The 13,410-nt window shown below is 64.9% G+C and carries 11 protein-coding genes; 8 read left to right on the top strand and 3 right to left on the bottom strand.

Features of this window, described 5'->3' with window-relative positions:
• The first annotated feature begins 58 nt into the window (after nt 1-58).
• Complete coding sequence (locus DU475_RS05730; protein WP_164631180.1) at nt 59-1,936, top strand: ABC-F family ATP-binding cassette domain-containing protein; 1,878 nt, start codon at nt 59-61, stop codon at nt 1,934-1,936.
• A gap of 223 nt (nt 1,937-2,159) precedes the next feature.
• On the opposite strand, the gene DU475_RS05725 is transcribed toward DU475_RS05730, so the two are convergent.
• The 3 genes from DU475_RS05725 to DU475_RS05715 form a co-directional block, all read right to left on the bottom strand.
• Entirely contained in the window at nt 2,160-2,696 is a 537-nt protein-coding gene (locus tag DU475_RS05725; RefSeq protein ID WP_041807242.1) for a hypothetical protein, read from the bottom strand.
• 113 nt (nt 2,697-2,809) lie between these two features.
• Entirely contained in the window at nt 2,810-3,262 is a 453-nt protein-coding gene (locus tag DU475_RS05720; RefSeq protein ID WP_164631178.1) for a DNA polymerase III subunit chi, read from the bottom strand.
• A gap of 9 nt (nt 3,263-3,271) precedes the next feature.
• Nucleotides 3,272-4,774: a leucyl aminopeptidase gene (locus DU475_RS05715; protein WP_164631176.1), complete on the bottom strand. Its 1,503-nt coding sequence runs from the start codon at nt 4,772-4,774 to the stop codon at nt 3,272-3,274.
• A 400-nt stretch (nt 4,775-5,174) separates the two neighbouring features.
• Between DU475_RS05715 and lptF the strand changes: the two genes are divergently transcribed.
• The 7 genes from lptF to DU475_RS05680 all read left to right on the top strand — a co-directional run.
• Nucleotides 5,175-6,341 (top strand): LPS export ABC transporter permease LptF, encoded by a 1,167-nt coding sequence (gene lptF, locus DU475_RS05710; protein ID WP_164631174.1) that lies wholly within the window; start codon nt 5,175-5,177, stop codon nt 6,339-6,341.
• Between the two features lie 13 nt (nt 6,342-6,354).
• Entirely contained in the window at nt 6,355-7,440 is a 1,086-nt protein-coding gene (gene lptG / locus DU475_RS05705; protein WP_047307120.1) for an LPS export ABC transporter permease LptG, read from the top strand.
• Entirely contained in the window at nt 7,440-9,947 is a 2,508-nt protein-coding gene (locus DU475_RS05700; RefSeq protein ID WP_164631172.1) for an LPS-assembly protein LptD, read from the top strand. The genes lptG and DU475_RS05700 overlap by 1 nt, the downstream gene beginning before the upstream one ends.
• 74 nt (nt 9,948-10,021) lie before the next feature.
• Nucleotides 10,022-10,948 (top strand): SurA N-terminal domain-containing protein, encoded by a 927-nt coding sequence (locus DU475_RS05695; RefSeq protein WP_013502082.1) that lies wholly within the window; start codon nt 10,022-10,024, stop codon nt 10,946-10,948.
• Nucleotides 10,949-11,009: 61 nt separating this feature from the next.
• Nucleotides 11,010-12,023: a 4-hydroxythreonine-4-phosphate dehydrogenase PdxA gene (gene pdxA / locus DU475_RS05690; protein ID WP_164631169.1), complete on the top strand. Its 1,014-nt coding sequence runs from the start codon at nt 11,010-11,012 to the stop codon at nt 12,021-12,023.
• Nucleotides 12,020-12,883, top strand: a complete 864-nt coding sequence (gene rsmA, locus DU475_RS05685) for a 16S rRNA (adenine(1518)-N(6)/adenine(1519)-N(6))-dimethyltransferase RsmA (protein ID WP_164631167.1) — start codon at nt 12,020-12,022, stop codon at nt 12,881-12,883. The genes pdxA and rsmA overlap by 4 nt, the downstream gene beginning before the upstream one ends.
• Nucleotides 12,884-12,899: 16 nt before the next feature.
• A partial coding sequence (locus DU475_RS05680; protein ID WP_164631164.1) for an alcohol dehydrogenase catalytic domain-containing protein occupies nt 12,900-13,410 on the top strand: 511 nt, incomplete at its 3' end.

Raw genomic sequence — 13,410 nt, 5'->3', positions numbered from 1 at the left:
TCGCCCCCCGCCCACTCGATCCGGTTGCCTTTGCGGCCCGACCCGGCCAAAACGCGCCATGCTCACGCTTACCGACATTTCGATCCGGCTCGCCGGACGGCTGTTGATCGACCAGAGTTCGGTCCAGATCGCCCCCGGCGCGCGCGTCGGCTTCATCGGCCGTAACGGCGCCGGCAAATCGACCCTGTTCCGCGCCATCCGCGGCGAACTGGCCACCGAGACCGGCCGCATCACCCTGCCGCCGCGCTGGCGGATCGGCAGCCTCGCCCAGGAGGCCCCGAACGGCCCCGAGACGCTTCTGGAGGTGGTGCTGGCCGCCGACGTCGAGCGGGCGGCGCTGCTGCACGAGGCCGAGACCGCTCAGGACCCGCACCGCATCGCCGACATTCAAACCCGGCTGGTCGACATCGACGCGCACTCGGCCCCGGCGCGCGCAAGTGCCATTCTCAGCGGCCTCGGCTTCTCAGCGACGGACCAGGCTCGCTCCTGTTCGGAGTTCTCCGGCGGCTGGCGGATGCGGGTGGCGCTGGCCGCGACGCTGTTCGCCGCGCCAGACCTGTTGCTGCTCGACGAGCCGACCAACTATCTCGACCTCGAAGGCACGATGTGGCTCGAGGACCATCTCGCCAACTATCCGCGCACGGTGATCGTGATCAGCCACGATCGCGACCTGCTCGATACGTCGGTCAACGAGATCCTGCATCTCGACCGCGGCCGGCTGGTCCACTTCCGCGGCAGCTACTCGACCTACGCGGATTTCCGCGCCAACAAGCTGGCGCTCGACGCCAAGAATGCCAAGCGTGACGAAGCGCGGCGCAAGCATCTGCAAGACTTCGTCGACCGCTTCAAGGCCAAGGCCACCAAGGCGCGGCAGGCGCAATCGCGCGTCAAGATGCTGGAGAAGATGAAGCCGATCGCGCCGCTGGTCGCGGACGACACTCCGGAGATCAACTTCCCGGCCCCTGAGAAAACGTTGTCGCCGCCGATCATCGCGGTCGACAACGTCGCGGTCGGCTACGACCCGAAACATCCGGTGCTGCGCCACGTCACGCTGCGGATCGATCCGGACGACCGGATCGCGCTGCTCGGCGCCAACGGCAACGGCAAGTCGACGCTGGTCAAGCTGCTGGCGAACCGGCTGGCGCCGTTCTCGGGATCGGTGACGCGCGCGGACAAACTATCGATCGCGTATTTCGCGCAGCACCAGCTCGACGAATTGAACGAGGACGGCTCGACCTACGATCACGTCCGCAAGCTGATGCCGGACGCGCCCGAGAGCAAGATCCGGGCGCGCGCCGGCGCCATGGGATTCTCCGGCAAGGCGGCCGACACCCTGGTCAAGAGCCTGTCGGGCGGCGAGAAGGCGCGGCTGCTGCTCGGGCTCGCGACCTTCTACGGCCCGAACATGATCATCCTCGACGAGCCGACCAACCACCTCGACATCGACAGCCGCGCAGCGCTGGCGGAGGCGATCAACGACTTCCCCGGCGCGGTGATCATGGTGTCGCACGACCGCTATCTGATCGACGCCTGTGCGGACCGGTTGTGGGTAGTGGCCGATCACAAGGTGAAGCAGTTCGACGGCGACCTCGACGAATATCGTCGCGCCGTGCTGTCGTCCCGCGGGGCGCGAAACGCCTCTTCCGATACCAAGGACCGCAGGGTTGACGACGGCAGCGCCAAGGCTTCGGAGCCGAAACCGAAGAAGACGGCACCGCTGAAACAGCAGATCGCCGAAGCCGAAGCCGAAATCGACCGGATCACCGCGATCATCGAGAAGATCGATGCGGCGCTGGCGATTCCCGACCTCTTTACCCGCGATCCGAAACAAGCGGCGCAGCTCGGCACAGCGCGCGCCAATGCGCAGGCCGCACTGCAGGCCGCAGAAGAGAAATGGCTGGAAGCAAGCGCGGCGCAGGACGCCGCGCAAAGCTGAACGCCGCTACAGCAGTTCTATTCTGAATAGAATCGGCACCGCGCTTCGGAGTGCTCACAACAGGCACAACCTCATGGTGAGGAGGTGCGAAGCGTCGTCTCGAACCATGCGCCGCAAGCCGTGCGGCTCCTCATCCTTCGAGACGCCCGGCTTTGCCGGGCTCCCCAGGATGAGGACACCCTTGGCAAAGGCCAAGTCCGCTTCAATCAATCGATGAAGCGCTCTAACCCGATTGAGCGCTGCGGCGCTTGCCTCGCGCCGGCCTGCGCTCCGGCGCAGCCTCCTGAACGCGCTCGATCGAGGTCAACCGGCCTGCGGTGAAGGCGTAGATGCCGGGACGAGGGCCGCGGTTGTAGGTCAGAACAGTCGAACGGTCGCCGCGCTCGTTGGTCGAAAGGCTCACGTGATCCGGCGCCCCAAGGCCTCGCGCGACGTCGCATTCGGTGTGGCCGAGGGCGACCGTTCCGCCTTGGGAAAGAGGCGTAACCTGACCGTCCTGCGGTGCATTGGGGTCACCCGGCGCGGGCGCCATACCGGGGCAGCGGCCATCGGCGCTGACAAGATCGTCCGGGGTGATCGGCTTGTCCGGCGTGAGAGGCGGCGTCTCGATCGAGATGTTCTTGATGAACACTCGGCCCGGCTTCGAGAACCACTCCGCATCGCGCGACAAAAATTCCGGCGTGCCGGAACAGCCTGCGAGCAAGGGCCCCGCGACCGCGAGCGTGACGAACAACGGCCGAAAGGAAAACTTCTGATACACGGTCGAACGCGCCCCAATAGACATCTTAAGCACTTGTCCAATCATCGATTTACGGCACCACCGTGACGACCTCGCCGCAACCTCGGGCGGCGGCGTCGGCATCCCGCCCTCGCCTAGTCCCGCCGCTGCCAGCGGCCGGCCTCGTCCGCCTGCCAATAGGTGACGTCGAACGCCCTCGCTTTACACTGCTTCCAGGCGTCGCGGGCCATCGCCACCGCCTCGTCGTCGTCGCCGTTGAACAGCAGAACCATCCGCTCATAGCTGTCCGAATCTTCGGGCAGCGCCGCGTTGTCGACCAGAAACCTGACCTTGGCACCGTTCGGATTGCCGTCACCTGCGGTCAGCAGGATCGGTTGCTGGGCCGCATCCGCCACCCGCCAAGTGGCGTGCGGCAGAAACGAATCCTCGCGATAGGTCCACAGATGGCTGTCGAGGGCATCGGCCCGCTCTTCCGATGCCGACTGCACCACCACCCGCCAGCCACGCGCGAGTGATTTCTCGAGCAGCGGCGGCAGCACCTGTTCGATGGTCCTGCCTTGGAGATGATAGAACAGCACTTCGGTCATCGCGAGCGCTTACTTCTTGGCTTCGTAGTACTCCGCCACGAGCTGGTTGAGCAGGCGGACACCGTAACCCGAACCCCAGCTCTGATTGATGTCGTTCTTCGGCGCGCCCATGGCGGTGCCGGCGATATCGAGATGCGCCCACGGCGTGCCGTCGACGAAGCGCTGCAGGAACTGCGCCGCGGTGATCGAACCGCCGTTGCGCGACCCGGTGTTCTTCATGTCGGCGAACTGGGAATCGATCTGCTTGTCGTATTCCGGGCCGAGCGGCATCCGCCACACCTTCTCGCCGGTGGACTGACCGACGGCTGTCAGCCGCTCCGCGAGCTGATCGTTGTTGGAGAACAGGCCGGCATATTCGGTGCCGAGCGCCACCATGATGGCGCCGGTCAGCGTCGCCAGGTCGACCATGAATTTCGGCTTGTGCTTCTGCGCCACGTACCAGAGCACGTCGGCCAGCACCAAACGGCCCTCGGCGTCGGTGTTGATGATCTCGATGGTCTGGCCCGACATCGAGGTGACGATGTCGCCCGGCCGCTGCGCGTTGCCGTCCGGCATGTTCTCGACCAGGCCGATCGCGCCGACCGCGTTGACCTTGGCCTTGCGGGCCGCGAGCGCGTGCATCAGGCCGACGACGCAGGCCGCGCCGCCCATGTCGCCCTTCATGTCTTCCATGCTGGCCGACGGCTTGATCGAGATGCCGCCGGTGTCGAAGCAGACGCCCTTGCCCACGAAGGCGATCGGCTGCTCACCCTTCTTGCCGCCGTTCCAGCGCATGATCACGGTGCGGCCCGGGTGCGCCGAGCCCTGCGATACGCCGAGCAGCGCGCCCATTTTGAGCTGGGCCATCGCCTTGACGTCGAGGATCTGCACTTCCACGCCGAGCTTCTTGAGCTGCGCCGCGCGCTTGGCGAACTCTTCCGGATACAGCACGTTCGGCGGCTCGTTGACGAGCTCGCGGGCGATAATGACACCGTCAACGACATGGCTGTCGGGCGTGAACGCCTTCTTGGCCGCCGCCGGATCCGCCATCGCGATCGAGACGCTGGCGTTCACCGAGCCGGCGTCGTCGTCCTTCTTCTTGGTCTTGTAACGGTCGAACTTGTAGGCGCGCAGCCGGATGCCCGATGCGAGCACAGCCGCCTGCTCCGGCTTCATCGCACCGCCGGGAAGTTCACCGATGACGGTAACGGCCTGATCGCCGGCGCCGATCTTGCTCGCGACCGTGCCGCCGAGTTTCAGCAGATCGTGGTCCTTGATCGACGCGACCTTGCCGGCGCCGATCACGATCAGCCGGCCGACCTTCACCCCCTCCGGCGCCAGCAGGTCCAGCACCGAGCCCGACTTGCCCTTGAACTGGCTGGTGGCAGCCGCCCGCTTGACGGTGGCGATCGCCGCGCCCAAAGCCTTGGTCGCCGCCGCGCCGAACTTCAGAGCGTCGTCGCAGAACACGATCAGCGTGCCGCGCGCGGGCGCAGAAAACGGGACGAAACCGACCTTGACGGCGTCGGGCATGGGCATTCCTCCTCAGGCAGGCTGTCGGCTGCAAAGACGATCCGGCAGGCGCGGGTCCAAAGCCGTTGTTTTGGAGGGTTGAGGCGTCGAGTCAAGACAACATCTGAAGCCTCGCTCCTTTCACAGGAAAGTGGATTGCGTGTCACCGGACGAACCGGCGGATACCGGCGGCCCCGGCCCGGTTGCCGGAGCGTTGCGTGCGAGCGCGAACTGTGGTCTTCCGGAGACAGTCGCTTACCTTTAACCATATCTCCAGCACGCCGCGGCCCGGCCATTTTGTTGACAGATCAGACAGATGGTAGTGGCAACCTGGGACAAGGCCGGGCTTTCCGCCCAGGGGAGGATTCATCATGAATCCGGGCGGCCGCAGAATCCGGATTCAAGGGGATCGTACTGAGCGATGGGCTCCATCGACCGCTATATCTTCCGCACGACCCTGGTGTCGTTCGCGGTGGTGATGGGTAGCCTGACGGGCGTGATCTGGATCACCCAGGCGCTCCGCGGCATCGACCTGATGACCAGCCAGGGCCAGACCATCATCACCTTTCTGGGCCTGACCGGCCTCGCCGTCCCGGTGCTGGTGCTGGTGATCGCGCCGATCGCGCTGATGATCGCGGTGGCGCACACCTTGAACCGGCTCGCCGTCGATTCCGAAATCATCGTGATGAATGCCGCCGGGCTGTCACCGATTCGGCTGTTCCGGCCGTTCTTCTACGCCACCATGGTGGTAGCCGCGCTGGTGACGGTGATCGGCGCCTATATTGCGCCGGACGGGCTGCGCCGGATTGCCCGGTGGGACAGCGAAATTACCGCCGACGTGCTCGCCAACGTGCTGCAGCCCGGACGCTTCGCCCAGCTCGAGCCAGGATTGACGATTCGGGTCCGTGAACGCCAGCCCGGCGGCATTCTGGTCGGCGTGTTCATCGACGACGCCCGCGATCCCAACGAGCGCATCAGCATCATCGCCGATCACGGCACCGTCCTGAAGAACGAGAAAGGCTCGTTCCTGGTGCTGGAAGACGGTCATCTCGAGCGTTTCCAGGCCGGCAAGCAGGAACCGACGCTGGTGGCGTTCAGCCGCTACGCCTTCGACATGTCCAAATTCTCGCGCGCCCGGGACGTCTCCTACGGCATCCGCGAGCGCTATCTGTGGGAGCTGCTGTTCCCGCCGGCCGACGATCCGCTGCTGGCGAGGTTGCCGACGGAATTCCGGTCCGAAATGCACGACCGCCTGCTGGCGCCGATCTATCCGTTCTTCTTTGCCACGGTGGCGTTCGCGTTCCTCGGGCTCCCGCGGACGACGCGGCAGAGCCGCAATTTTTCGATGATCGGCGCGGTGCTGGTGGCGTTTGTGGTGCGGCTGGCCGGATTCGCCCTGTCGGTGATCGCCAACAAGACGCCTTACGTCGCGGGCCTGCAATATCTGCTGCTGGCGGTGGCGATCGCGATCTGCCTCTGGCTGATCAAACGCAACATAGCGCTCGAGCCACCGGCTCGGCTGACCGAGGCGCTGCGCGCCGTCAACACCTCGGTGCTCCGGTTGATCCGGCGCCCGGCGACGGCCTGATGCGAGGCGCATGATGGTGGTCAACACGCTTGGGCGCTATTTCGCCCGCCGCTTCGTGGTCGCCTCGCTCGGGGTGTTCTTCGGGCTGTTCGTGCTGCTGGTGTTTGTCGATTACGTCGATCTGCTGCGCAGGGCGGGCGGGCTGGCCGTCTCGGCGTTCTACGTCGCCCAGGCGTCGTTCTGCCGGGTGCCGCAACTGCTCGAACGGTTGCTGCCATTCTGCATCCTGATCGGCGGTATGACCTGCTATCTGGCGCTGTCGCGCAGCCTCGAACTGGTGGTGGCGCGCGCCGCCGGGCTGTCCGCCTGGGAGTTCATCTCCCCCGCCCTCTGGAGCGCGATCGCGATCGGCATCGTCGCGACCACGGTATTCAACCCATTGTCGGCGCACATGCAGGAACGCGCCAAGCAGATGGAAGCCGAAATGTTCGGCGAAAATACCGGCGGTCTGCAGGATGCCAACGGATTCTGGATGAATCAGGTCAATCCCGACGGCCAGGCGATCATCAACGCGGCCCGCAGCCAGCAGCAGGGAGCCGTGCTGACCGGAATCACGATTTTCCGGTTCGACCCGAATTTCCAGTTCAGGGACCGAATCGAAGCCCGCGAAGCGGTGCTGGAACCAGGCCACTGGCTGCTCAAAAGCGTACGGCGCTATACGCTGGACAGCGCTCCGACAGATCAGGATACCATGGAACTGCCGACCTCGCTCACCCTGGCCCAGGTCCGGAACAGCTTTGCCACCCCCGAAAGTGTGTCATTTTGGCAACTTCCGGCTTACATCAAGTCGTCGGAAAACTCCGGATTTGCGACGGCCGGCTACCGGCTGCAGTACCACAAGCTGTTGGCAAAGCCGTTTTTGTTGGCTGCGATGGTCATGCTAGCTGCTTCTGTCAGCTTGCGATTCTTCCGTTTCGGTGGCGTGCAAAAGATGGTTTTGAGTGGCGTGGCGGCAGGCTTTCTGCTCTATATCCTGTCGAAAGTGACCGAGGATTTGAGTAAGGCTGAACTGATGCATCCGCTTGCTGCGGCATGGTTGCCCGTGTGCGTGGGCGGCCTCGCCGGATTTTTGGCCTTGCTCTATCAGGAGGACGGATAGTGGCTGCGATGGCCGCCCTCCGAGGAAAGCTGTCGACCCGGCGTCGGCGCATGAAGATGCGCCGGGAACGCGCGGTCGCGGCTGCCCTGCTCACGCCGTTCGCGGTGATCGCGCTCGCGGGCGCGATGCAGACGGTCGCGATCGAGTCCGCCTCGGCCCAGGGCTACAATTACAATCCGCGCCCTGCCCGGCCGAAGCCGCCGCCGGCGGCCAACAACGGCCAGATGCTGGTCCAGGCCACCGAGGTCAATTACGACTACAATAACAAGCGCGTCGCCGCGGTCGGCAACGTGCAGATGTATTACAACGGCACCACGGTCGAGGCCGATCGGCTGGTCTATGACCAGGATACCAAGCGGCTGCGCGCCGAGGGCAACGTCCGCATGACCGATGCGGACGGCAAGATCACCTACGCCAATTTCCTCGATCTGTCGGACGACTATCGCGACGGCTTCGTCGACTCGCTGCGCGTCGACACTGCGCAGGACACCCGGATCGCCGCCTCGCGCGCGGACCGCACCGACGGCAACTACAACGTGTTTCAGAACGGCGTCTACACCGCCTGCGCGCCGTGCAAGGACGATCCGAAAAAGCCGCCGCTGTGGCAGGTCAAGGGCGCGCGGATCATCCACGACCAGACCGACAAGATGCTGTATTTCGAGGATGCCAGGATCGAGTTCTTCGGCGTCCCGCTGGCGTATCTGCCGTTCCTGTCGACGCCCGATCCGACGGTAACGCGCAAGACCGGCTTCCTGATGCCGTTCTACACCAGCAACACCACGTTCGGCTCCGGATTCGAGATCCCGTTCTATTGGGCGCTGGCGCCGGATTACGACCTGACGCTGACCCCGCGCATCACCACCAAGCAGGGTGTGCTGATGCAGGGCGAGTTCCGGCAGCGCCTGCTCGACGGCTCGTACCAGATCCGCGCTTACGGCATCAACCAGTCCGATCCCGCCGCGTTCGGCACCGCCCCCGGCAACCGCGACCTCCGCGGCGCCGTCGATACCCAGGGCCAGTTCGCACTCAACGACAAATGGGTGTGGGGCTGGGAAGGCGTGCTGATGTCGGATCGCGCGTTCTTCCTCGATTATCGTCTGGCGCAGTATCGCGACAGTTGGGGCACCTTCCTCAACCAAAGCACCGAGGCGACGTCGCAGATCTATCTGACCGGCGTCGGCAACCGGTCGTATTTCGACATCCGGGCGATCCACTATCTCGGCTGGGCGGCGGCGGACATTCAGGGCCAGATCCCGGTGATCCACCCGGTGCTCGACTATTCGAAGACGCTCGATCAGAACATCTTCGGCGGCGAGTTCAGCTACAAGTTCAACCTGACCAGCCTGAGCCGGCAGACCGCGCAGTTCGATCCGGTTACGACGATCGCGAACACCACCGGACTGTGCCTCAACACCTCTGCCGATCCGGCGGCCCGACTGCCGTCGAGCTGCCTGCTGCGCGGCGTTCCCGGCACATATACCCGGCTGACCGCGCAGGCCGACTGGCGGCGCTCGTTCACCGATTCCTATGGTCAGATCTGGACGCCGTTCGCGTCGCTGCGCGCCGACGCGATCGACGCCTCGATCTCCAATCAGCCGGGCGTGTCGAACTATCTGACCCCTGGCGATACCCAGACGATGCGGCTGATGCCGACCGTCGGTCTGGAATATCGCTACCCGTTCATCAACGTGCAGCCCTGGGGCACCACCACGATCGAGCCGATCGCGCAAGTGATCATCCGCCCCAACGAGTCCTACGCCGGCAAGCTGCCGAACGAAGACGCTCAGACCATGGTGTTCGACACCAGCAACCTGTTCAGCGTCGACAAATTCTCCGGTTACGATCGGGTCGAAGGCGGCGGCCGCGCCAATGTCGGCGTCCAGGCGACGACGCAGTTCGATCAGGGCGGCTCGGTCAACGTGCTGTTCGGCCAGTCCTATCAATTGTTCGGCCTGAATTCGTTCGCGGTCGCGGACATCACCAATACCGGCCTCGACTCAGGTCTGGCCAAGCCGAAATCCGACTATGTCGGCCGGGTGTCCTACTCGCCGAACTCGACCTACAAGTTCACCACCCGCGCCCGCTTCAATGAAGCGACCTTCAACGTCGAGCGCTTCGAAGCCGAAGCGAGCGCCAGCTTCAATCGCTGGTCGGTGAGCATGATCTACGGCAACTACGCCGCCCAGCCCGATCTCGGCTTCCTGACGCGCCGGCAGGGCATTCTTGGAACCGGCACGTTCAAGCTCGCGTCGAACTGGGTGGTCTCCGGCGGCGCGCGCTGGGATCTTGAAGCCAACAAGATCAACCAATATATCGTCGGCGCCGGTTACGTGGACGATTGCTTCGTGTTGGCGGTGAACTACGTCACCGGCTATTCGTACACCAACTACGGTACGACGCCGACGCTCAATCACTCGGTCATGCTCCAGCTTGGACTGAGGACGATCGGCATGACGTCGATGCAGCAGAGCGTGTCTGCAGCGTCGAGCGGCGGGTTCGGCCGATAGCGCGCCGCGCAGGGTCGAACCGATCTCCGGATCGCGCCCCCTTAACCCGAACGGCTGAGAGGCAAACGCGACTCATGATGAGCAAGCTTTCCCTTCGCATCATCGGCTTGGTGCTGTGCTGCGCGGCGGCGACGCTGGGTCTTGGAACCGGGCCCTCGCAGGCTCAATCGATCGTGGTGATGGTCAATGGAGAACCCATTACCAACTTCGATATCGAGCAGCGTTCCAAGCTGAACCGGATGTCTCACAAGAACGAGAGCCGGCAGCAGGTGCTCGACGACCTGATCGACGAGAAGGTCAAGATCAAGGAAGGCAAGAAGTACGGCGTCAATCCGTCCGATTCGGACATCGACTCGTCGTTCGCCACGATGGCCTCGCGGATGCGGATGAGCACCGCGCAGATGACCAATATGCTGGCCGCTCAAGGCATTCGCCCGGATACGCTGAAGTCGCGCATCAAGGCGGAGATGGTCTGGGGCAGCCTGGTGCGTGGCCGCTTCAAGGACAGCCTGCAGGTCAGCGAGCGCGAAATTCAAGCGCAGCTCAAGGGCAACGACGACTCCAAGGCCGTCGAAAGCTACGAGTACCAGCTCCGTCCGATCGTGATGATCGTATCGCGCGGCTCCGGCTCGAGCTCGCTCGATACCCGCCGCAAGGAGGCGGAGCAGATCCGCGGCCGCATCACGAGCTGTGCAGAGGCCGACCGGATTTTCAAGGCGATGCCGAATGCCGCGATCCGCGGAACGGTGGTCAAGACCTCCGCCGATCTTCCGCCGGCATTGCGCGACGTCCTCGACAAGACGCCTGTCGGTCACCTCACCGCTCCGGAAGTCACCAAACAGGGCGTCGAGATGGTGGCGCTGTGCGGACGCAAGCAGTCGACCGCGGACACCCCGCGAAAGCGCGAAATCCGCGAGAAGCTGTTCGGTGAGAAATTCCTGGCGAAGTCCAAGGACTATTTGCAGGAAGTGCGCAAAGCCGCGATGATCGAGTATCGCTGATCCTGTTCGGGCGGCGTGGTCGCAGCATGGAGAGCCGGCGTCCCGCGCCGTGGAGTCGACTTTGACCGGATTGCCGAAACCACTGGCGCTGACGCTCGGCGAGCCCGCGGGGATCGGTCCAGACATCGCCTTGGCGGCGTGGCTGCAACGGGAACGACACGACCTTCCTCCGTTCTATCTGATCGGTGATCCCGGCTGCGTTTCCAGGCGCGCGAGCGTGCTTGGCCTCGACGTCGCTGTGGCCGAAGTCACCGCGGAAGATGCCACCGTCGGATTTGCGAACGCCCTCCCCGTGGTCGCGACCGGACAGCGCGCGACCGCGGCTCCCGGCAGGCCGGACGAGTCGAGCGCAGCCGCCGCGATCGCATCGATCGAGCACGCGGTCTCCGATGTCCGGGACGGCCGCGCGGCAGCCGTCGTCACCAATCCGATCGCCAAGAGCGTGTTGTACAAGGCCGGCTTCCGCCATCCGGGTCATACGGAATTTCTCGCCGAACTGGCGAAGCGCGACGGCGTCGTGCCGCAGCCGGTGATGATGCTGTGGTGCCCGTCGCTCGCCGTGGTGCCGGTCACGATCCACCTGTCGCTGCGCGACGCGATCGCCCAGCTCACCACCGAACTGATCGTGTCGACCGCGCGGATCGTCGCCCGAGACATCCGCGACCGGCTCGGCATCGCGCGGCCCCGGCTGGCGCTCGCCGGGCTCAATCCGCACGCCGGCGAGGACGGGGCGTTGGGCCACGAGGATCAATCTGTCGTCGCGCCGGCCGTCGACATTCTGCGTCGCGAGGGCATCGACGCCCGCGGTCCACTCCCCGCCGACACCATGTTTCACGCCGCCGCGCGCAAGACCTACGACTGCGCGATCTGCATGTATCACGACCAAGCGCTGATCCCGATCAAGACCATCGCGTTCGACGAAGGCGTCAACGTCACGCTCGGCCTTCCCTTCATCCGCACCTCGCCGGATCACGGGACGGCGTTCGACATCGCCGGCAGCGGCCGCGCCGATCCGTCGAGCCTGATCGCGGCGCTGAAGCTCGCCGCCCGCATGGCATCGGCCAAAGCAGCATGAGCGCGATCGACGATCTGCCGCCGCTGCGCGAAGTGATCCGGCGACACGATCTGGCCGCGCGTAAATCGCTCGGCCAGAACTTCCTGCTCGATCTCAATCTCACCGCCCGCATCGCGCGGGCCGCCGGACCGCTGGACGGTGTCACCGTGGTCGAGATCGGCCCGGGCCCCGGCGGATTGACTCGCGCACTGCTGGCGACCGGCGCCAAGCGCGTTATCGCGATCGAACGCGACGAGCGTGCGCTCGGCGCTCTGGAAGAGATTGCCGCCCACTACCCAGGCCGGCTGGACATCGTCAGCGGCGACGCCATGGAATTCGATCCGCGCCCGATGCTGAACGGCGAGCGCGCCAGGATCGTCGCCAACCTGCCCTACAACATCGCGACCCCGCTGCTGATCGGCTGGCTTTGCGCCGAGCCGTGGCCGCCATGGTACGAGATGATGGTGCTGATGTTTCAGCGCGAGGTCGCGCAGCGCATCGTCGCCCATCAGGACGACGATGCCTATGGACGGCTGGCGGTGCTGGCGAACTGGCGCGCAGAAACGCAAATGCTGTTCGACATTTCGCCATCCGCCTTCGTGCCGCCACCCAAGGTGACTTCCTCGGTGGTGCGGCTGGTGCCGCGCGCGCAGCCGGAGCCGTGCGATCGCGCAGCGCTCGAACAAGTCGCGGCCGCTGCGTTCGGCCAGCGCCGCAAGATGCTGCGTCAGAGCCTCAAGTCGCTCGGCGTCGATCCGGCCCAGCTCACGGCCGCTGCCGGGATCGATCCGGCACGCCGCGCCGAGACCGTGCCGGTCTCCGGGTTTGTTGCCATGGCGAACGAATTGTCCAATAGTCGCGCCACAAAAACACAAGCCTGAAAGGGAGAACCCCGACATGACGCAGATGCGTCGCCAATCTCTGGTGAAATTCGACGCGCCGCTGTGCGAGACCATCATCGACGCGCCGAAGCCGCAGGGCCGCGAAGTCCTGGTGAAGATCGAACGCTGCGGCCTGTGCCATTCCGACCTGCACATTCAGGACGGATATGCCGATCTCGGCGGTGGCAAGAAGCTTGATACCACCCGCGGCATGACGCTGCCGTTCACCCTCGGCCACGAGATCGCCGGCGTCGTCGCCGAAGTCGGTCCCGACGCGCCCCAGGATCTGATCGGCACCAGGAAGGCGGTGTTTCCCTGGATCGGCTGCGGCAAATGCCGCGACTGCCTCGCCGGCGACGAGAACCTGTGCGCCAAGAACCGCTTCCTCGGGGTTTCGATCGACGGCGGCTTCGCAACCCACGTGCTGGTACCGGATGCCAAGTATCTGCTCGACTACGATCCGCTGCCGACCAACGTCGCCGCGACGCTGATGTGCTCGGGCATCACCGCTTACGGCGCGCTGAAGC

Source organism: Rhodopseudomonas sp. WA056 (genome assembly GCF_010906995.1).
GTDB lineage: Bacteria > Pseudomonadota > Alphaproteobacteria > Rhizobiales > Xanthobacteraceae > Rhodopseudomonas > Rhodopseudomonas palustris_G.
This window is presented reverse-complemented; position numbering and strand designations above follow the sequence as displayed.